Here is a 19,256-nt window from a genome sequence, read left to right as displayed (position 1 = left end):
CCAGCTGAGCTACGGATGCAAAATGGCGGTGAGGCGGGGATTCGAACCCCGGATGCAGCTTTTGACCGCATACTCCCTTAGCAGGGGAGCGCCTTCAGCCTCTCGGCCACCTCACCACACAACGCCTCTTTCGAGTGCTTCGAGCAACTCGTTAAGAGCTTCTCGTCGCTGCGTGGCGCATATATTACTTTCTGGGACTTATAAGTCAAACAATTTTCCAAAAGCTTTTATCGTTTGCACAAATCACACGCAATTCGCATGTAAAAGCCGCAAAGAGGGTGTTTTATAAGCGGATTTTGCAGGCAATGCCACAGAAAACATCTGCCGAAATGGCGGTATTGAGACGAGTTAAGGGTTACAGAGTGGTTAAAAAGAGAGCGATTAAAATTAAACGGTAACTTTGAGCAGGAAAAATAGCGGGAGGGTTGCGTCTCGCCCGACAGCGAGACGCGACAATATCAGTAACTGGACTGCTGGGATTTTTCAGCCTGGATACGCTGGTAGATCTCTTCACGGTGGACAGATACTTCTTTAGGAGCGTTAACACCAATACGTACCTGGTTACCCTTTACCCCTAAAACTGTCACGGTGACCTCATCCCCAATCATGAGGGTCTCACCAACTCGACGAGTCAGAATCAGCATTCTTTGCTCCTTGAAAGATTAAAAGAGTCGGGTCTCTTGTATCCCGGCATTATCCATCATATAACGCCAAAAAGTAAGCGATGACAAACACGTAAAGTGTAAGCAGTCACGGCATCACATTCTGTTAAACGTAAGTTTAGCCGATATACACAAACTCAACCTGACTTTATCGTTATCGATAGCACAGTGAACAAGACGCCATAACGTTGCCGCTATGGCGTCTGCTTGTGCTTTGTAGTTATTACAGTTTCGCGCTTACCCAGCTTTCAACGCTGGCTAATGCCGCAGGAAGTGCCGCCGCATCCGTACCACCGGCTTGCGCCATGTCCGGACGACCGCCACCCTTGCCGCCCACCTGCTGAGCGACCATACCAATCAGTTCCCCTGCTTTAACGCGGTCGGTCACATCCTTAGAGACGCCCGCAATCAGAGAAACCTTACCTTCTGCCACTGTCGCCAGCACGATAACGGTAGAACCAAGCTGGTTCTTGAGATCGTCGACCATAGTACGCAGCATCTTAGGCTCAACGCCCGCCAGATCGCTGACCAGCAGTTTGACGCCCTTAATGTCTACAGCCTTGCTGGAGAGGTTTGCACTCTCCTGCGCCGCAGCCTGCTCTTTCAGCTGCTGCAGCTCTTTTTCCAGCTGACGCGTGCGATCCAGCGCAACGCGCACTTTCTCGCCCAGATTCTGGCTATCGCCTTTCAGCAGCTGCGCGATGTCGTGCAGCTGATCGCTCTGCGCATGCAGGCTGGCGATTGCGCCTTCACCGGTCACCGCTTCAATACGACGCACACCTGCAGCCGTACCGGATTCGGAAACAATGCGGAACAGGCCGATGTCACCGGTGCGCGAGGCGTGAGTACCGCCGCACAGTTCGGTAGAGAAGTCGCCCATGCTCAGCACGCGAACGCGCTCGTCATATTTCTCGCCAAACAGCGCCATCGCACCTTTTTTCTTCGCGTCCTCAAGATCCATGATGTGGGTCTCAATTGGCAGGTTACGACGGATCTGCGCGTTCACCAGGTCTTCCACCGCGCGAATTTCAGACGGCTTCATCGCTTCAAAATGCGAGAAGTCGAAGCGCAGCACTTTATCGTTTACCAGAGAACCTTTCTGTGCAACGTGGGTACCCAGCACGTCGCGCAGGGCTGCGTGCATCAGGTGGGTTGCAGAGTGGTTCAGACGAATGCGCGCACGGCGTGCTTCATCAACGTTAGCCTGTACGCCCTCGCCCACTTTCAGAGAACCGGATACCAGTTTGCCCTGGTGACCGATCGCCTGACCGTATTTCTGGGTGTCGCTGACGCTGAAGCTAAAACCGTTGCCTTTCAGTTCGCCTTTATCGCCAACCTGACCGCCGGATTCCGCATAGAACGGCGTTTTGTCCAGAATGACGACGGCTTCCTGACCCGCGCTGATGCTGTCTACGGCTTTACCGTCAACAAACAGGGCGGTCACTTTGCCGGTCAGTTCCAGCGCTTCATAACCTTTGAATTCAGACGCGCTATCAACGCGGATCATCGCGTTGTAGTCTGCACCGAAACCGCTGGACTCACGCGCACGACGACGCTGCTCTTCCATCGCGGCTTCAAAGCCTGCTTCATCAACTTTGATGTTGCGCTCGCGGCAAACGTCCGCCGTCAGGTCAACCGGGAAGCCGTAGGTGTCGTACAGGCGGAAAGCGGTTTCGCCATCCAGCGTGTCGCCCTTAAGCTTCGCCAGTTCTTCGTCCAGCAGCGCCAGACCGCGCTCCAGCGTACGAGCGAACTGCTCTTCTTCGGTTTTCAGAACCTGCTCAACCTGCGCCTGCTGGCGTTTCAGCTCGTCGCCGGCTGACCCCATCACGCCAATCAGTGGCCCAACGAGTTTATAGAAGAAGGTGTCCTTCGCGCCCAGCATGTTGCCGTGACGGATCGCACGGCGAATGATACGACGCAGCACGTAGCCACGGTTTTCATTCGACGGAATAACGCCGTCGGCAATCAGGAACGCACAGGAACGAATATGGTCTGCGATAACGCGCAGCGATTTGTTGTTCAGATCGGTCGCGCCGGTAACGTTCGCAACGGCTTTGATCAGAGTGCTGAACAGGTCAATCTCGTAGTTGGAGTTAACGTGCTGCAGAACCGCGGCGATACGCTCCAGGCCCATACCGGTATCAACGGATGGCTTCGGCAGCGGCTCCATAGTGCCGTCAGCCTGGCGGTTGAACTGCATGAAGACGATGTTCCAGATCTCAATATAGCGATCGCCGTCTTCTTCCGGGCTGCCTGGAGGGCCGCCCCAGATATGGTCGCCGTGATCGTAGAAGATCTCGGTGCACGGACCGCAAGGACCGGTGTCGCCCATCTGCCAGAAGTTATCAGACGCATATGGCGCGCCTTTGTTATCACCGATGCGAATAATACGCTCGCGCGGGATACCCACTTCTTTTTCCCAGATTTCGAACGCTTCGTCATCGGTTTCGTAGACGGTCACCCACAGACGCTCTTTCGGCAGGTTGAACCAGTTTTCACCGGTCAGCAGCTCCCATGCGTATTGAATGGCATCATGTTTGAAGTAGTCGCCGAAGCTGAAGTTACCCAGCATTTCGAAGAAGGTGTGATGGCGCGCGGTGTAACCGACGTTTTCCAGGTCGTTGTGTTTACCGCCCGCACGCACGCAACGCTGTGAGGTTGTGGCGCGGGAATAATTACGCTTGTCGAGACCAAGGAACACATCCTTGAACTGGTTCATCCCGGCGTTGGTAAACAGCAGAGTCGGATCGTTGTTCGGTACCAGGGAGCTGCTGGCAACAACCTGGTGTCCCTTACTATGGAAAAAATCGAGAAACGCCTGACGGATCTCAGCGGTGCTCTTGCTCATAATTATCCTGAAATCAAGCTAACGAAATGTCGTAGCCAGCCTGTATCGGTAAACCGTTGGACGGACCAGCTACTGGAAAAAGTGGGAATAAGATAAGTTTTCTTTAGTGGGAAGTAAAATCCCGCATGCGTTCAATCGGCAAAATTACGCCAGATATCCTGAATATCTTCCATCAGAAAGCCGCGGTAGAGCAAAAAGCGCTGGATTTTGACTTTTTCTGAAAATTCACGCGGCAGCGGTTCGCCGTACTTACGAATCGCCTGCTCTTTTGCCAGTTCGCACCAGTCGATGTCGCTTTCGCGCATCGCTTTTTCGATGGACTCCCTGGCCACCCCTTTCTGGCTTAGCTCCTGGCGGATGCGCGCGGGCCCATACCCTTTGCGACCACGGCTGGCGAGAAAACGCGAGGCAAACCGGTCATCGTCCAGGTAATGATGCTCATAGCACCAGGCCACCACGCGGTCGTAGTCTTCCGCAGTGGCATCAATCTCCTCCGGCCCGTTTTTGCTCATGACGGGCGCTGACAGCTTCCGCCGCAGCTCCTGTTCACTGTGGTCGCGCACGGCGAGAATGCGTACCGCACGATCCAGCAAGCGCGCGTAGGCGGGTCGGCGTGATGTCGGTTCACTCATAAAAAACCTGCAGAATCAGAAATGCAAAAAGGGCCGCGTCAGCAGCCCTTCATCTTTACACGAGAGACTTAAAAGTCTTCGTTGGTTTCTTCAGCATCCGCGGCATCCACCACGAAATCAGGTTTGGAGTCCTGGTTGTTCAGCAGAAGCTCACGCACCTTCTTCTCAATCTCTTTCGCCGCAGCCGGGTTCTCTTTCAGCCAGGAGATAGCATTCGCTTTACCCTGACCAATCTTGTCACCGTTGTAGCTGTACCAGGCGCCCGCTTTTTCAATCAGCTTCTCTTTCACGCCCAGGTCAACCAGCTCGCCGAGGAAGTTGATACCTTCGCCGTAGAGGATCTGGAATTCAGCCTGTTTGAACGGTGCTGCGATTTTGTTCTTCACAACCTTCACGCGGGTTTCGCTACCCACCACGTTCTCGCCTTCTTTCACCGCGCCGATACGGCGGATATCCAGACGGACAGAGGCGTAGAATTTCAGGGCGTTACCACCGGTGGTGGTTTCCGGGTTACCGAACATCACACCAATTTTCATACGGATCTGGTTGATGAAGATCAGCAGCGTATTGGACTGCTTCAGGTTACCGGCCAGCTTACGCATCGCCTGGCTCATCATACGTGCCGCGAGGCCCATGTGAGAGTCACCGATTTCACCTTCGATTTCCGCTTTTGGCGTCAGCGCCGCAACGGAGTCGACGATGATCACGTCAACCGCACCGGAGCGTGCCAGCGCGTCACAAATTTCCAGCGCCTGCTCGCCGGTGTCCGGCTGGGAACACAGCAGGTTGTCGATATCAACGCCCAGCTTACGGGCATAGACCGGGTCCAGCGCGTGCTCGGCATCGATAAACGCACAGGTTTTACCTTCGCGCTGCGCCGCTGCAACAACCTGCAGGGTCAGCGTCGTTTTACCTGAGGATTCCGGACCGTAGATTTCTACGATACGCCCCATCGGCAAACCGCCCGCGCCCAGTGCGATATCCAGAGAAAGCGAACCGGTGGAGATAGTTTCCACATCCATGGAACGGTCTTCACCCAGGCGCATGATGGAGCCTTTACCGAATTGCTTTTCGATCTGGCCCAGTGCTGCCGCCAACGCTTTCTGTTTGTTTTCGTCGATAGCCATTATTACTCCTGTCATGCCGGGAGAAGCAACTGCGCTTCACCATGGACTTCTGTTCTGTTGGTGCAATTATACTGTATAGTCATACAGTATCAAGTATTTTGTAGAAATTGTTGCCAGAGCGTTTTTAACGCATAAACGGTAGCCTGACGACGCACGCTTTCGCGATCGCCGCTGAAGCACTCCCGGCGGGTGATCCCTTCCCCTTTGGACGTGGCAAACCCGAACCAGACGGTGCCGACAGGCTTCACGTCGCTGCCGCCGTCCGGCCCCGCGATGCCGCTGATGGAAATGGCGTAATCTGCCCGCGCCTCTTTCAGCGCGCCAATGGCCATTTCAATGACAACCGGTTCGCTGACCGCGCCATGCTGTTCCAGCGTGGCTTCGCGCACGCCAATCATCTGGGCCTTAGCTTCGTTACTGTAGGTCACAAAGCCACGTTCAAACCAGGCGGAACTGCCGGCGATATCGGTAATCGCTTTCGCCACCCAGCCGCCGGTGCAGGATTCCGCAGTGGTAATAGTCGCGCCACGCTGCTTCAGGGCAAGGCCAACGATCTCGCTAAGCTGCATCAATTCATGGTCAGTCATTCTTGCTCCAGGCTTGAGAAAAACGTGCAGCACAAGATAGCACTTTCTCGTCAGATATGGGGATGCGCTTCAGGTTTTACGAGGGGGCTTCAGAAAAAAGCCGGTGCGGGCGCACCGGCTGTAAAAATATTATTTCATGCTGTTCGCAAGCGTATCGACATTATGGCGAAACGCCTTAACGTAGGTGTCTGCTGCTCCACCTTTTGCCGACAGGGCTTCCGGGTAAAGTTCGCCGCCCGGCTGTGCGCCCGTCGCCGACGCAATCTGCTTCACCAGACGCGGGTCGAGCTGGTTTTCCATAAACCACGTTTTCACGCCGTCGGCTTTAATCTGCTTGATAATCTCCGCCACCTGCGACGCGCTGGCCTCGCTCTCTGAAGAGAGCCCTTGAGGTGCCATGAAGGTTACGCCGTAAGCGCGGCCAAAATAACCAAACGCGTCATGGCTGGTCAGCACTTTGCGCTTTTCCTGCGGGATCTGGCTAAAGCGCGTTTTGGCCCAGCTGTCCAGTTGGGTCAGTTGCGCAATGTATGGTTTTCCTGAAGCCTCCAGCGCCGCTTTGTCTTCCGGATCGGCTTTCACCAGCCCGTTCAGAATATTTTGCGCATACAGCGCACCGTTCGCCGCGCTGTTCCAGGCGTGCGGATCGGTCACGGTCTTTCCATCTTCCTCAAGCGTGTGGGTTTTCACCCCGTTTGAGGCAACGACCAGCTGGCCTTTGAATCCGGAGGCTTTCACCAGGCGGTCGAGCCAGCCTTCCAGCCCCAAACCGTTGACCACGACCACGTCAGCCTTGCTCAGCGCCGCGCTGTCCTTAGGCGACGGTTCGAAGGTATGGGGATCGCCGTCCGGCCCCACCAGCGTCGTCACGTTTACACGATCGCCCCCCACCTCCTGCGCGATATCCCCCAGTATCGAAAAGCTGGTGACCACATTCAGCGTTTTCGCCATCACGCTATGCGACATCATCCCCAGCGCTAGCGCCATGATTAATCCTGTACTTTTCATTGTTTCCCCTTGCGTTAATAAAGCGCCCGCAGGCTGCCAGCCAGCCTGCTGCGCGTGCCAAATAAAACGGAAATAAAGAACAGCGCGCTGGCGGTCAGCACAATAGATGGCCCCGCGGGTAAACTTGCCGCCCAGGAGAGGCTTAGCCCCAGCCACGCGCAGAAAATACCGCTGATACCAGCCATCAGGAGTAATCCGGGTAAGGTGCGGACCCAACAGCGCGCCGCCACCGCCGGGAGCATCATCAGCCCGACGGCCATCAGCGTGCCGAGCACCTGAAAACCGGCCACCAGGTTAAGCACTAGCAGCGCCAGAAACAGGCCGTGCAACAGCCCGGGTAGCCAGCGGGCATTCACCTGCAGCCAGGCGGTGTCAAACGCCTCCGTCACCAGCCCGCGGTAAAAAAGGGCCAGCATGATAAGGGTGAAGATGCACACGCCGGTCACAAACAGCGCGGCGTCGTTGTCCACCGCGAGGATTGAACCAAACAGCAGATGCAGCAGATCGACATTCGAGCCGCGCAGAGATACCAGCGTGACGCCCAGCGCCAGTGACCCCAGGTAAAAACCGGCAAAGCTGGCATCCTCTTTCAGCGGCGTGCGGCGGCTGACCAGCCCGGCCACCAGCGCAACGGCAATCCCGGCGATAAACCCGCCAACGGTCATAGCCAACAGCGACATCCCGCTGAGCAAATACCCCACGGCGACGCCGGGCAAAATGGCGTGAGAAAGCGCATCGCCCATCAGGCTCATCCGGCGCAGCTGAAGAAACACGCCGAGCGCGGTGGTGCTGACGGAGAGCGCCAGGCAAACCACCAGCGCGCGGCGCATAAAACCGAATTCGATAAACGGCTGGAAGAATGTGTGCCAGATCATGCCACCCTCACCCGTTCGGTTTTCCACTGGGGGGCGTCAGCATCCAGCCGCAGCGTCTGCGGGAAGTGGCGCGCTACGCGCTCGCTGTCGTGCAGTACCGCGAGCAGCGTTTGCCCCTGCATATACATCTCCAGCATCAGGTCCATCAGCACGTTGCAGGTCGCTTCATCAACGCCGGTGAAGGGCTCGTCGAGCATCACCAGCGGCGCCTGCTGTACTAACACGCGGGCAAAAAGCATGCGCTGAAACTGGCCGCCGGAGAGTTCATCAATGGTGGAGAGCGCCATCGACTCCAGCCCCACGCGCTCAAGTGCACCACTAATGCGCAGACGCGCTTCGCGACGAAAACCCGCGAAAAGCGAAATTCCGGGCCAGCAGCCCATGCTCACCACGTCCTGGACGGTCAGCGGAAATTGCGCTTCCAGCGCGTGACGCTGCGCCAGCCAGCCGATTACCGGTCGTCTACCCTGCCAGTGAAATCTGCCGCTGACGGGCGGAATAAATCCGGCGAGGGTTTTCAGCAGCGTGGATTTGCCGCAGCCGTTGGCGCCGATAATGGCGGTCATGCTGCCGCGTTCAATCACGCCCGAAAGCGGACGCGTGACGGGCTGGCGGTCGTAGCCCGCAACCAGTGCGTTCATCACGATCATGGCAGCGCCACCGCCCAGCGCACGGCCAGCCCGAGAAAAAGAATGAGCACCATCGCCAGCAGCAGCCGAACCGGGGATGAGAGAGAAAACAGGGACATGGACATTTCAACTCAATAATAATGTTATAACATAACAATAATGAAAGGCGATGAAGATGTAAACGGCGGGAGTGAAATGGGAGTGTGGCGAAATGTTTCTGCGGGAAAGAGGTGCGCGCGGGTGCCCTCTCCCACAGGGAGAGGGCGGAAAAAGGCGAGTTACTGACTAAACGGCGACGCCGCCGGGACGCGAGCCTGCGATACCGCCAGCCCCAGTTGCCACACCGCCATCGCATAGTGGGTGCTATGGTTGTAGCGGGTGATGGTGTAGAAGTTCGGCATGCCGTACCAGTACTGGTAGCCGGTTCCCACGTCCAGACGCAGCAGGCTCACCTGGTCAACGTTGCCCAGCGGCTGGGTTGGCGTTAAGCCTGCCGCCGTCAGCTGTGCAACGCTGTATTTGGTTTTAAAGCCGTTTTCCAGACCAAACGCTTCGCCGTTCGCCTGCACGGCAACCTGGCCGCCCGGCGTCCAGCCGTGCGCTTTGAAGTAGTTCGCCACGCTGCCGATGGCATCCACCGGATCCCACAGGTTAATGTGACCATCCCCGTTAAAGTCGACGGCATACTGCTTATAGGAGGACGGCATAAACTGGCCGTAGCCCATCGCGCCGGCAAATGACCCTTTCAGATCGAGCGGATCGTCCTGCTCGTTGCGCGCCATCAGCAGGAAGGTTTCCAGCTCGGAAGAGAAATACTCCGCGCGGCGCGGGTAGTTAAAGGAGAGTGTCGCCAGTGCGTCGAGGATGCGGGTTTTGCCCATCACGCGCCCCCAGCGGGTCTCTACGCCGATAATCCCGACGATGATTTCCGGCGGCACGCCGTAAACCTGCCACGCGCGGTTGAGCGCATCTTCATACTGGTTCCAGAACGCCACGCCGTTTTGCACGTTGTCCGGGGTAATAAACTGTTTGCGGTAGCGCAGCCATGCGCCGTTCGGCCCGCTCGGCACCTGGGCGGACGGTGCCTGCCTGTCCATCAGGCGCAGAACATAGTCCAGACGCTTCGCCTGAGACAAAATTTCATGCAGCTGCTGGCGGTCGAAACCGTGTTTGCTCACCATTTTATCGATGAACTGCTCGGCCGCCGGGTTATTCGCGAAGTCGCCTCCCATCTGCATCATATTGTGCTGCGGCTCCAGCAGGAATCCCCCGGAAGGCGCGCCCGCCGTTTGCTGAACGGCTTCGGTCTTAGGTTTGCTGCTACAGGCAGACAGCAGGATAAGCGCAGGCAACAGCGCTGCATAACGACGCTTGAACATGAGACATCCATTTAACGGGTTCGATAAGAACCCAGTATGGTAAAGCATCCGCAACACCTCAAGGAAGCGGTACGCGCCTCCACAACGCAAATCCGCGCTTTTTTCCACCGAAAATCATTCACCTCATCAATTAACTTTCAAAATAATACATTTTTCTTTCATTGTGAGATCTAACTAACACTTTAAAACCTTTCAAAGTGATTATTATTAGCCGCAGTTATACAAAAACAAAAAAGCCCCACAGGAGAGAAGAATGATAGAGACCATCACCCACGGCGCCGAGTGGTTCATCGGGCTGTTTCAGAAAGGCGGAGAAGTGTTCACCGGCATGGTGACCGGGATCCTGCCCCTGCTGATCAGCCTGCTGGTGATCATGAACGCGCTGATCAACTTTATCGGCCAGCAGCGCATCGAACGCTTTGCCCAGCGCTGCGCCGGTAACCCGCTGTCCCGCTACCTGATATTGCCATTCATCGGCACCTTTGTTTTCTGTAACCCGATGACCTTAAGCCTCGGCCGCTTTATGCCGGAAAAGTACAAGCCGAGCTACTACGCCGCCGCCTCCTACAGCTGCCACTCGATGAACGGCCTGTTCCCGCACATCAACCCCGGAGAGCTGTTTGTCTACCTCGGGATCGCCAGCGGCCTTACCACGCTTGGCCTGCCGCTCGGCCCGCTGGCGGTGAGCTACCTGCTGGTTGGCCTGGTGACCAACTTCTTCCGCGGCTGGGTGACTGACCTCACCACCGCTATTTTCGAGAAAAAAATGGGCATCCAGCTTGAACAGAAGGTCCATCTTTCAGGAGCGACAGCATGAACCGGATCCGCATTGAGAAAGGCACGGGCGGCTGGGGCGGCCCGCTGGAGTTCGACGCCACCGAAGGCAAAAAGATCGTCTACATCACCGCGGGCACGCGCCCGGCGATTGTCGACAAGCTGCGCGAGCTGACCGGCTGGGAAGCGGTTGACGGCTTTAAAGAGGGCGAGCCGCCGGAAGCGGACATCGGCGTGGCGGTGATTGACTGCGGCGGCACGCTGCGCTGCGGCATCTATCCGAAGCGCCGCATTCCGACGGTGAATATTCACTCCACCGGGAAATCCGGCCCGCTGGCGCAGTACATCCTTGAGGACATTTATGTCTCGGGCGTGAAGGAGGACAACATCACTCTGGTGAATGGCACTGCCGCGCCGCAAAAAGCAGCCCCGCGCGAGTACGACACCAGCAAGAAAATCACCGAGCAGAGCGACGGCCTGCTGGCAAAGGTCGGGATGGGGATGGGCTCCGCCGTGGCGGTGCTGTTCCAGTCCGGGCGCGACACTATCGATACGGTGCTGAAAACGATTCTGCCGTTTATGGCGTTCGTCTCGGCGCTGATCGGCATCATCATGGCGTCCGGTCTGGGCGACTGGATTGCCCACGGCCTCGCCCCGCTCGCCAGCCACCCGCTCGGGCTGGTGACGCTGGCGCTGATCTGCTCCTTCCCGCTGCTGTCGCCGTTCCTCGGTCCGGGCGCGGTGATTGCCCAGGTCATCGGCGTGCTGATAGGGGTGCAGATTGGTCTGGGCAACATTCCCCCGCACCTCGCCCTGCCCGCCCTGTTTGCCATTAACGCCCAAGCGGCGTGCGACTTCATCCCCGTGGGGCTGTCGCTGGCCGAAGCGCGCCAGGACACCGTGCGCGTGGGCGTGCCGTCCGTGCTGGTGAGCCGCTTCCTGACGGGCGCGCCGACGGTGCTGATTGCCTGGTTTGTCTCCGGCTTTATCTATCAATAAGAGGTTCCTGCAATGAACGTCATTTACCAGACCACCATTACCCGCATCGGCCAGAGCGCTGCGGACGCGCTGAGCGACCAGATGCTGATCACCTTCCGCGAAGGCGCTCCGGCGGATATCGAAGAGTTTTGCTTTATCCACTGCCACGGCGAACTGAACGGCGAGCTGAAGGCCGGAAGCCAGCTGGAGCTGGGCGAGGCGCGCTATGCCGTCACCGCCGTCGGCGACGTGGCGGAGCAAAACCTGCGCGAGCTCGGCCACATCACCCTGCGCTTCGACGGCCAGCCGCAGGCGGAATACCCCGGTACGGTTCACGTGGATGGCCCGGTTCCGCAGTCTGTCACCCCAGGCTGCACGTTAAAATTTGTTGCGTAATTAAGGAGAGTCACATGAGTCAGGTTGCCGTTGTCATTGGTGGGGGACAAACCTTAGGCGAGTTCCTCTGCCGTGGGCTTGCCGCAGAGGGCTACCGCGTGGCGGTAGTGGACATTCAGAGTGAAAAAGCCGCCCGCGTGGCGGACACCATTAACACCGAGTTTGGCGAAGGGATGGCGTACGGGTTTGGTGCTGACGCCACCAGCGAGCAGAGCGTGATGGCGCTGGCCCGCGGCGTGGACGAGATTTTTGGGCGCACCGACCTGCTGGTCTACAGCGCGGGGATTGCGAAAGCGGCGTTTATCAGCGATTTCGAACTGGGGGATTTTGACCGTTCGCTGCAGGTGAATCTGGTGGGCTATTTCCTTTGCGCCCGCGAGTTTTCCCGCCTGATGATCCGCGACGGGATTCAGGGGCGCATCATTCAGATCAACTCAAAATCCGGGAAAGTGGGCAGCAAGCACAACTCCGGGTACAGCGCGGCGAAGTTTGGCGGCGTGGGGCTGACGCAGTCCCTGGCGTTGGATCTGGCCGAATACGGGATTACCGTGCACTCGCTGATGCTGGGCAACCTGCTGAAATCGCCGATGTTCCAGTCCCTGCTGCCGCAGTACGCCACCAAGCTCGGCATCAAGGCTGAGGAAGTGGAGCAGTACTACATCGATAAAGTGCCGCTGAAGCGCGGGTGTGACTATCAGGACGTGCTGAACATGCTGCTGTTTTACGCCAGTCCGAAAGCGTCGTACTGCACCGGGCAGTCGATTAACGTGACCGGTGGGCAGGTGATGTTCTGATCGAGCGGCCTGATGCCCTCACCCTAACCCTCTCCCACCGGGAGAGGGAACAAAACAAGGAGTCGATATGGTAACCGCACTCATCACCGTCGCCGCCCTCGCCTGGCTGTGCCAGATGGCGTTTGGCGGCTGGCAGATCCACCAGTTTAACCGCGCGTTTGATGCGCTGTGTCAGAAGGGCCGCGTCGGCGTCGGGCGTTCCGGCGGACGCTTTAAACCGCGCGTGGTCGTCGCCGTAGCGCTGGACGAGCACGACCGGGTGTGCGATTCCCTCCTCATGCGTGGCATGACGGTATTTGCCCGTCCGGCCAAAATCCAGGCAATCAACGGCCTCTTGTTACAGGAATTGCAGCCTGATGTGATCTTTCCCCATGATCCACTCTGTCAGAATGCACTATCATTAGCGCTCAATCTGAAACATGGATAATTTCGTTGTGAAAGTTATAGACTTGCGAAATTATCATTTCGCAACCTAAGGAACGAAGCGCCTATGAAACCACGTCAGCGGCAGGCGGCCATTCTCGAGCATCTGCAAAAGCAGGGAAAATGCTCGGTAGAGGATCTGGCCCACTACTTTGACACCACCGGCACGACAATACGCAAGGACCTGGTATTGCTCGAAAACTCTGGCGCCGTTATTCGCACCTACGGTGGCGTGGTGCTCAACAAGGACGAAGCGGACCCGCCAATCGATCACAAAACGCTGATCAATACCCACCAGAAAGCGCTGATTGCCGAAGCCGCCGTCAAATTTATCCAGGACGGCGATTCCATCATCCTCGACGCAGGCAGTACCGTCCTGCAGATGATCCCCCTGCTCAGCCGCTTTAACAACATTACGGTGATGACCAACAGCCTGCACATCGTCAACGCGCTGTCGGAGTTCGACAGCGAGCAGACCATCCTGATGCCCGGCGGCACATTCCGCAAAAAATCGGCGTCCTTTCACGGCCAGCTGGCGGAGAACGCTTTCGACCACTTCAGCTTCGATAAACTGTTTATGGGCACCGACGGCATCGACCTGAACGCAGGCGTCACGACGTTTAACGAGGTGTTCAGCGTCAGTAAAGCCATGTGCAACGCCGCGCGGGAAGTGATTTTAATGGCCGACTCGTCGAAGTTTGGCCGCAAAAGCCCCAATATTGTCTGTAGCCTCGAAAGCGTTGATAAGCTGATTACCGACGCGGGTATCGATCCGGCGTTCAAAAAAGCGCTGGAAGAGAAAGGGATCGACGTGATCGTAACCGGAGAAAGAGATGAGTGATTTTCTGTTAGAAACGGGCCGCCAGACGCTGATGCTGGAGCTGCAGGAAGCCAGCCGCCTGCCGGAACGTCTGGGCGAGGATTTTGTCCGCGCCGCCAACACCATTATCCACTGCGAAGGCAAAGTGATTGTGGCGGGCATCGGTAAATCCGGCCATATCGGCAAGAAGATTGCCGCGACGCTCGCCAGCACCGGTACCCCGGCGTTCTTCGTGCATCCGGCAGAGGCGCTGCATGGCGATCTCGGGATGATCGAAAGCCGCGACGTGATGCTGTTTATCTCCTACTCCGGTTCGGCCAAAGAACTGGATCTGATTATTCCGCGCCTGCAGGAAAAATCGGTCGCCCTGCTGGCGATGACCGGGAAACCCCGCTCGCCGCTGGCGCTGGCCGCCAAAGCGACGCTGGATATTTCCGTTGAGCGTGAAGCCTGCCCGATGCACCTCGCCCCGACCTCCAGCACCGTTAACACCCTGATGATGGGCGACGCGCTGGCGATGGCGGTAATGCAGGCGCGCGGATTCAATGAGGAAGATTTTGCCCGTTCGCATCCGGCAGGTGCGCTCGGCGCGCGACTGCTCAACAAGGTTCACCATCTGATGCGCACCGACGATGCCATTCCGCAGGTCAAACTCGATACCAGCGTGATGGACGCGATGCTGGAGCTGAGCCGCACCGGTCTGGGGCTGGTGGCGGTATGCGATGACGGCGGAAACGTGAAGGGCGTCTTCACCGACGGCGACCTGCGCCGCTGGCTGGTGGGCGGCGGCAGGCTGGAAACAAACGTGTCTGACGCCATGACCAAAGGTGGGCTGACGCTCAATGCCGACAGCCGCGCCATTGAAGCCAAAGAGGTGCTGATGAAGCGCAAAATCACCGCCGCACCGGTGGTGGACGAGCACGGCAGGCTGTGCGGCGCTATCAACCTGCAGGACTTCTACCAGGCCGGGATTATTTAACTCTTCAGCCCAAGACGCTTCGCCAGCCGGTGCAGGTTGGCGACGTCCATCTCCAGCGCCCGCGCGCACGCCGCCCAGCTGCGGTTATTCAGCTCCAGCGCGCGGGTAATCATCTGACGCTGAAACTCTTCCGTCGCTTCGCGCAGGTTTTCGATTGCGCTCTCAGGCACAGCAGGCTTCACGGTCGGGGCATTTTCCTCATGCAGCGCAAAATGGCGCGCATGAATCACCACTTCATCCCCCGAGCGCGTCGCCCTCGCCAGCACCACCGCGCGGTGAATCGCATGCTCCAGCTCGCGCACGTTGCCCGGCCAGCCGTAGCTGAGCAGATGCGCTCTCGCCCCCGGGCTAAGCACCACGCGGGACAGCCCCATTTTGAGACGGCACTGTTCGCAGAAATAACCCGCCAGCAGCACCACGTCGTCTCCGCGCTCGCGCAGCGGCGGCACGGACAGCGGGAACACGCTCAGGCGATGGAACAGGTCGGCGCGGAACTGCCCGGCCAGCACCGCTTCGCGCAGATCCCGGTTGGTCGCAGCAAGGACCCGCACGTCCACCCGCAGGCTGCGGTCATCCCCCACGCGCTGGATGTCGCCGTACTGCAATACGCGCAGCAGCTTGGCCTGAAGTGAAAGGGAAAGCTCGCCAATCTCATCAAGAAACAGCGTGCCGTTATCGGCCATTTCAAACTTGCCGCTGCGGTTGCTGATGGCCCCGGTAAACGCCCCTTTGACGTGACCGAACAGCTCGCTCTCCGCCACGCTTTCCGGCAGCGCGGCGCAGTTGAGGTACACCAGCGGGTTGACCGCGCGCGGCGAAGCTTCGTGGATGGACTTCGCCACCAGCTCCTTACCGGTACCGGTCTCTCCGAAGATCAGCACGTTCAGATCGGACGCGGCAACAATCTCAATCTCTTTTTTGAGCTGCGCCATGCCGGACGAAAGGCCGATCATCTCCGTATGTGCCACCTGCTCAAACGCCGCCGGGCTGCCGGGAAGAATATTCTGGCTCTCCAGCTGCTCTATCAGCAGTGCATTGTTCAGCGCCCCGGCGGCCAGCGCCGCAATCAGGCGCAGTTCTTCGTCGCTGAAGGTGTCGAACTGATCCGGCGACATGCCGTCGAGGGTTAATGCGCCAATCAGATTCTGCCCGGCGAACAGCGGCAGGCCAATACAGGCGTGCACCTTCAGGCTCTCCTGCCCCGGAATCAGGCCGTCGTACGGATCGGGCAGATCGCTATCTGCCGGGAAACGCACCACGTCGCCCGCGCGGGCGATGGTTTCCAGACGCGGGTGGCCCTCCAGCGTAAAGCGCCGCCCGAGTACGTCCTTCGCCAGGCCGTCGATAGCCAGCGGAATAAACTGCCGCCCTTCGTAACGCAGCAGCGCCGATGCATCGCAAGCCAGCACGTGGCGCAGCGTGGAGATCAGGCGCTGAAAGCGGTCCTGATGGCCGATACCGGTTTGCAGCTCAATGGCGATCTTCGCCAGCACGTCTACGGAAAAGCTCATGTCTGCCTCACTGTCATTTTGACAATGCATAATGTCATATTGACTCTTTTTAGGATAGTCATAATGACTACTCATTATGGGGCATTAAATCACAAGTTATTGAATATTAATAATTTAAAAAGTTGGCACGCAACTTGATATAAGCAAACCATCTTATTTGAAAACGCTGTATTAAGTTGAGGTTGCTATGTCTATTCTGGTTAAAAATAACATTCATTGGGTGGGTCAACGTGACTGGGAAGTGCGCGATTTCCACGGGACGGAATACAAAACGCTGCGCGGCAGCAGCTACAACAGCTATCTCATCCGCGAAGGTAAAAACATCCTGATCGATACCGTCGATCACAAATTCAGCCGTGAGTTCGTGCAGAACCTGCGCGGTGAAATCGACCTGAATGACATCGACTACATCATCATCAACCATGCGGAAGAGGACCACGCCGGGGCGCTGACCGAGCTGATGTCCCACATTCCGGATACCCCAATCTACTGCACCACCAACGCCATTGATTCAATTAACGGCCACCACCATCATCCGGAGTGGAACTTCCACACCGTAAAAACCGGCGACACGCTGGATATCGGCAACGGCAAGCAGCTGATCTTCGTCGAAACCCCGATGCTGCACTGGCCGGACAGCATGATGACCTACATGACCGGCGACGCGGTGCTGTTCAGCAACGACGCCTTCGGCCAGCACTACTGCGACGAACGCCTGTTTAATGATGAAGTGGATCAGACCGAGCTGTTCGAACAGTGTCAGCGCTACTACGCCAATATCCTGACTCCGTTCAGCCGCCTGGTGACGCCTAAAATTACCGAGATCCTCGGCTTCAACCTGCCGGTAGATATGATTGCCACCTCCCACGGCGTGGTGTGGCGTGAAAACCCCACCCAGATCGTCGAGCTGTACCTGAAATGGGCCGCGGATTACCAGGAAGACCGCATCACTATCTTCTACGACACCATGTCCAACAACACCCGCATGATGGCGGACGCGATTGCCCAGGGTATCAATGAAGTTGACCCGAACGTGGCGGTGAAAATCTTCAACGTGGCGCGCAGCGATAAGAACGAGGTATTGACCAACGTCTTCCGCTCCAAAGGCGTGCTGGTGGGTACCTCCACCATGAATAACGTGATGATGCCGAAGATTGCCGGCCTGGTGGAAGAGATGACCGGCCTGCGCTTTCGTAACAAACGCGCCAGCGCCTTTGGTTCACACGGCTGGAGCGGCGGCGCGGTAGACCGTCTTTCCACCCGTTTACAGGATGCGGGTTTTGAGATGTCCATGAGCCTGAAGGCGAAATGGCGTCCGGATATCGACGCGCTGGAAATCTGCCGCCAGCATGGCCGCGACATCGCCCGTCAGTGGGCGCTCGCCCCGCTTCCTGAAGTCACCGCAAAACCTGCGGAACAGCCACAAACCTGTTCAGCGGCAGCCAGCGCCGATCTCGGTCCGCGCATGCAGTGCAGCGTCTGCCAGTGGATCTACGATCCTGAGCTTGGCGAACCGCTGCAGGATGTTGCCCCGGGCACGCCGTGGAGCGAGGTGCCAGACAACTTCCTCTGCCCGGAATGCTCCCTCGGCAAAGACGTCTTTGATGAACTGGCAACGGAGGCAAAATGAGCAACGGCATCGTTATCATCGGCTCGGGCTTTGCTGCCCGCCAGCTGGTGAAAAATATCCGCAAACAGGATGCAAACGTGCCGTTGACGCTGATCGCCGCCGACAGCATGGACGAGTACAACAAGCCTGATTTAAGCCACGTCATTAGCCAGAATCAGCGCGCCGATGACCTCACCCGCCAGACGGCGGGGGAGTTCGCAGAGCAGTTCAACCTGCGTCTGTTTCCGTACACCTGGGTCACCGATATCGATGCCGACGCCCACGTGGTAAAAGCGAAAGAGAAAACCTGGCAGTACGACAGGCTGGTGCTGGCGACCGGGGCATCTGCGTTTGTGCCGCCGGTTGAGGGCCGCGAGCTGATGATTACCCTCAACAGCCAGCAGGAGTATCAGGCCAGCGAAACCCGGCTACGCGATGCCGCCAGAGTGATGATTGTGGGCGGCGGGCTGATCGGCACCGAGCTGGCGATGGACTTATGTCGGGCGGGAAAATCCGTGACCCTGGTTGACCACGCAGCGAGCATTCTGTCGGCGCTGATGCCCGCAGAAGTAAGCAGTCGCTTACAGCATCGTCTGACCGATATGGGCGTGCATCTGATGTTGAAATCGCAGCTACAAAGCCTGAGCAAAACCGAAGGCGGTATCCGTGCCACGCTCGGCCGAAGCCGCAGCGTAGAAGTGGATGCGGTGGTTGCCGCGACGGGCCTGCGCCCGGAAACCGCGCTGGCGCATCGCGCAGGGGCTGAAATAAACCGCGGCGTGAAGGTAAATAGCTACCTGCAAACCACGCGGCCGGATATTTATGCCCTGGGCGACTGCGCGGAAATTAACGGCCAGGTGCTGCCCTTCCTGCAGCCGATACAATTAAGCGCCATGTATCTGGCAAAAAACCTGCTCGGCGGCAGCGCGCCGCTGAAATTACCCGCCATGCTGGTAAAGGTCAAAACGCCGGAATTGCCGCTGCATCTTGCAGGTGAAACGCAGCGTCGGGATCTGGACTGGCAGATTGCCCTTTCGCCGCAGGGCATGGTGGCGCGCGGCACCGATGCAGACGGTCAGATACGCGCCTTTGTCGTCAGCGAAGACAGGATGAAGGAGGCTTTCGCGCTGCTGAAATCGCTGCCTGCTTAACCCTCGTATTGCCGGGTGGCGCTCCGCTTACCCGGCCTACATGCAGACCCGCGCAAGCGTAGCGCCGCCGG

19 protein-coding genes and 1 tRNA gene are annotated in these 19,256 nt (G+C 57.8%); 9 read left to right on the top strand and 11 right to left on the bottom strand.

What is annotated here, in order from left to right; genetic code table 11:
* Positions 1-23: 23 nt before the first annotated feature.
* The 10 genes from IM265_RS09760 to mltB all read right to left on the bottom strand — a co-directional run bounded on the left by IM265_RS09760 (position 24) and on the right by mltB (position 9,750).
* Positions 24-116: transfer RNA gene (locus IM265_RS09760), tRNA-Ser, on the bottom strand.
* 342 nt (positions 117-458) lie between these two features.
* A complete protein-coding gene (gene csrA, locus IM265_RS09755; protein WP_000906486.1) occupies positions 459-644 on the bottom strand; it encodes a carbon storage regulator CsrA in 186 nt (61 codons plus the stop codon).
* A 241-nt stretch (positions 645-885) separates the two neighbouring features.
* Positions 886-3,513, bottom strand: a complete 2,628-nt coding sequence (gene alaS / locus IM265_RS09750) for an alanine--tRNA ligase (protein ID WP_028014187.1) — start codon at positions 3,511-3,513, stop codon at positions 886-888.
* Between the two features lie 131 nt (positions 3,514-3,644).
* Positions 3,645-4,145, bottom strand: a complete 501-nt coding sequence (gene recX / locus IM265_RS09745) for a recombination regulator RecX (protein WP_182035392.1) — start codon at positions 4,143-4,145, stop codon at positions 3,645-3,647.
* 68 nt (positions 4,146-4,213) lie between these two features.
* Entirely contained in the window at positions 4,214-5,272 is a 1,059-nt protein-coding gene (gene recA, locus IM265_RS09740) for a recombinase RecA (protein ID WP_028014189.1), read from the bottom strand.
* Positions 5,273-5,361: 89 nt separating this feature from the next.
* Positions 5,362-5,859 (bottom strand): nicotinamide-nucleotide amidase, encoded by a 498-nt coding sequence (gene pncC, locus IM265_RS09735; RefSeq protein ID WP_028014190.1) that lies wholly within the window; start codon positions 5,857-5,859, stop codon positions 5,362-5,364.
* Positions 5,860-5,988: 129 nt separating this feature from the next.
* Positions 5,989-6,867 (bottom strand): metal ABC transporter substrate-binding protein, encoded by an 879-nt coding sequence (locus tag IM265_RS09730; RefSeq protein WP_028014191.1) that lies wholly within the window; start codon positions 6,865-6,867, stop codon positions 5,989-5,991.
* Positions 6,868-6,881: 14 nt separating this feature from the next.
* Positions 6,882-7,742: a metal ABC transporter permease gene (locus IM265_RS09725; RefSeq protein WP_041908508.1), complete on the bottom strand. Its 861-nt coding sequence runs from the start codon at positions 7,740-7,742 to the stop codon at positions 6,882-6,884.
* Positions 7,739-8,392 (bottom strand): metal ABC transporter ATP-binding protein, encoded by a 654-nt coding sequence (locus tag IM265_RS09720; protein ID WP_028014193.1) that lies wholly within the window; start codon positions 8,390-8,392, stop codon positions 7,739-7,741. The genes IM265_RS09725 and IM265_RS09720 overlap by 4 nt, the downstream gene beginning before the upstream one ends.
* Before the next feature lie 257 nt (positions 8,393-8,649).
* Positions 8,650-9,750 carry a lytic murein transglycosylase B gene (mltB, locus tag IM265_RS09715; RefSeq protein ID WP_168733281.1) on the bottom strand — a complete coding sequence of 367 codons (1,101 nt, stop codon included), beginning with the start codon at positions 9,748-9,750 and terminating at the stop codon, positions 8,650-8,652.
* A gap of 253 nt (positions 9,751-10,003) precedes the next feature.
* Here mltB and srlA point away from each other — a divergent pair, with 253 nt between their 5' ends.
* From srlA to gutQ, 7 genes are all read left to right on the top strand, one after another.
* Positions 10,004-10,567, top strand: coding sequence for a PTS glucitol/sorbitol transporter subunit IIC (srlA, locus tag IM265_RS09710; protein ID WP_003862164.1), 564 nt, complete (start codon positions 10,004-10,006; stop codon positions 10,565-10,567).
* A complete protein-coding gene (locus IM265_RS09705) occupies positions 10,564-11,523 on the top strand; it encodes a PTS glucitol/sorbitol transporter subunit IIB (protein ID WP_045261264.1) in 960 nt (319 codons plus the stop codon). Before srlA ends, IM265_RS09705 begins: the two co-directional genes overlap by 4 nt.
* Positions 11,524-11,535: 12 nt before the next feature.
* A complete protein-coding gene (gene srlB, locus IM265_RS09700) occupies positions 11,536-11,898 on the top strand; it encodes a PTS glucitol/sorbitol transporter subunit IIA (RefSeq protein WP_041908503.1) in 363 nt (120 codons plus the stop codon).
* 14 nt (positions 11,899-11,912) lie between these two features.
* Entirely contained in the window at positions 11,913-12,692 is a 780-nt protein-coding gene (srlD, locus tag IM265_RS09695; RefSeq protein WP_023294411.1) for a sorbitol-6-phosphate dehydrogenase, read from the top strand.
* Positions 12,693-12,759: 67 nt separating this feature from the next.
* Positions 12,760-13,119 (top strand): transcriptional regulator GutM, encoded by a 360-nt coding sequence (gutM, locus tag IM265_RS09690; protein ID WP_028014197.1) that lies wholly within the window; start codon positions 12,760-12,762, stop codon positions 13,117-13,119.
* 63 nt (positions 13,120-13,182) lie between these two features.
* The gene (locus tag IM265_RS09685; RefSeq protein ID WP_010434430.1) at positions 13,183-13,956 is read left to right on the top strand and encodes a DNA-binding transcriptional repressor; all 774 of its coding nucleotides are present in this window, start codon (positions 13,183-13,185) and stop codon (positions 13,954-13,956) included.
* Positions 13,949-14,914, top strand: a complete 966-nt coding sequence (gene gutQ / locus IM265_RS09680) for an arabinose-5-phosphate isomerase GutQ (RefSeq protein ID WP_041908497.1) — start codon at positions 13,949-13,951, stop codon at positions 14,912-14,914. Before IM265_RS09685 ends, gutQ begins: the two co-directional genes overlap by 8 nt.
* Here gutQ and norR read toward each other — a convergent pair.
* Positions 14,911-16,425 (bottom strand): nitric oxide reductase transcriptional regulator NorR, encoded by a 1,515-nt coding sequence (gene norR / locus IM265_RS09675; RefSeq protein WP_193031111.1) that lies wholly within the window; start codon positions 16,423-16,425, stop codon positions 14,911-14,913. The two genes, gutQ and norR, sit on opposite strands and share 4 nt — an antisense overlap.
* 187 nt (positions 16,426-16,612) lie before the next feature.
* On the opposite strand from norR, the gene norV reads away from it, so the two are divergent.
* Entirely contained in the window at positions 16,613-18,055 is a 1,443-nt protein-coding gene (gene norV, locus IM265_RS09670; RefSeq protein WP_193031109.1) for an anaerobic nitric oxide reductase flavorubredoxin, read from the top strand.
* On the top strand, positions 18,052-19,185 hold the full coding sequence (norW, locus tag IM265_RS09665) for an NADH:flavorubredoxin reductase NorW (protein WP_126326383.1): 1,134 nt from the start codon (positions 18,052-18,054) through the stop codon (positions 19,183-19,185). The genes norV and norW overlap by 4 nt, the downstream gene beginning before the upstream one ends.
* The last annotated feature ends 71 nt before the right edge of the window (positions 19,186-19,256 follow it).

The organism is Enterobacter cloacae complex sp. P17RS (assembly GCF_014895885.1).
Classification (GTDB): Bacteria; Pseudomonadota; Gammaproteobacteria; order Enterobacterales; family Enterobacteriaceae; genus Enterobacter; species Enterobacter bugandensis.
Note: the sequence above shows the minus strand (reverse complement) of the source record. Positions and strands in the feature narration are given on the sequence as shown.

Bases quoted from the DNA above. Each gene is read 5' to 3' on its own strand.
- csrA (WP_000906486.1), bottom strand. From the start codon at position 644: ATGCTGATTCTGACTCGTCGAGTTGGTGAGACCCTCATGATTGGGGAT.
- alaS (WP_028014187.1), bottom strand. From the start codon at position 3,513: ATGAGCAAGAGCACCGCTGAGATCCGTCAGGCGTTTCTCGATTTTTTC.
- recX (WP_182035392.1), bottom strand. From the start codon at position 4,145: ATGAGTGAACCGACATCACGCCGACCCGCCTACGCGCGCTTGCTGGAT.
- recA (WP_028014189.1), bottom strand. From the start codon at position 5,272: ATGGCTATCGACGAAAACAAACAGAAAGCGTTGGCGGCAGCACTGGGC.
- pncC (WP_028014190.1), bottom strand. From the start codon at position 5,859: ATGACTGACCATGAATTGATGCAGCTTAGCGAGATCGTTGGCCTTGCC.
- IM265_RS09730 (WP_028014191.1), bottom strand. From the start codon at position 6,867: ATGAAAAGTACAGGATTAATCATGGCGCTAGCGCTGGGGATGATGTCG.
- IM265_RS09725 (WP_041908508.1), bottom strand. From the start codon at position 7,742: ATGATCTGGCACACATTCTTCCAGCCGTTTATCGAATTCGGTTTTATG.
- IM265_RS09720 (WP_028014193.1), bottom strand. From the start codon at position 8,392: ATGATCGTGATGAACGCACTGGTTGCGGGCTACGACCGCCAGCCCGTC.
- mltB (WP_168733281.1), bottom strand. From the start codon at position 9,750: ATGTTCAAGCGTCGTTATGCAGCGCTGTTGCCTGCGCTTATCCTGCTG.
- srlA (WP_003862164.1), top strand. From the start codon at position 10,004: ATGATAGAGACCATCACCCACGGCGCCGAGTGGTTCATCGGGCTGTTT.
- IM265_RS09705 (WP_045261264.1), top strand. From the start codon at position 10,564: ATGAACCGGATCCGCATTGAGAAAGGCACGGGCGGCTGGGGCGGCCCG.
- srlB (WP_041908503.1), top strand. From the start codon at position 11,536: ATGAACGTCATTTACCAGACCACCATTACCCGCATCGGCCAGAGCGCT.
- srlD (WP_023294411.1), top strand. From the start codon at position 11,913: ATGAGTCAGGTTGCCGTTGTCATTGGTGGGGGACAAACCTTAGGCGAG.
- gutM (WP_028014197.1), top strand. From the start codon at position 12,760: ATGGTAACCGCACTCATCACCGTCGCCGCCCTCGCCTGGCTGTGCCAG.
- IM265_RS09685 (WP_010434430.1), top strand. From the start codon at position 13,183: ATGAAACCACGTCAGCGGCAGGCGGCCATTCTCGAGCATCTGCAAAAG.
- gutQ (WP_041908497.1), top strand. From the start codon at position 13,949: ATGAGTGATTTTCTGTTAGAAACGGGCCGCCAGACGCTGATGCTGGAG.
- norR (WP_193031111.1), bottom strand. From the start codon at position 16,425: ATGAGCTTTTCCGTAGACGTGCTGGCGAAGATCGCCATTGAGCTGCAA.
- norV (WP_193031109.1), top strand. From the start codon at position 16,613: ATGTCTATTCTGGTTAAAAATAACATTCATTGGGTGGGTCAACGTGAC.
- norW (WP_126326383.1), top strand. From the start codon at position 18,052: ATGAGCAACGGCATCGTTATCATCGGCTCGGGCTTTGCTGCCCGCCAG.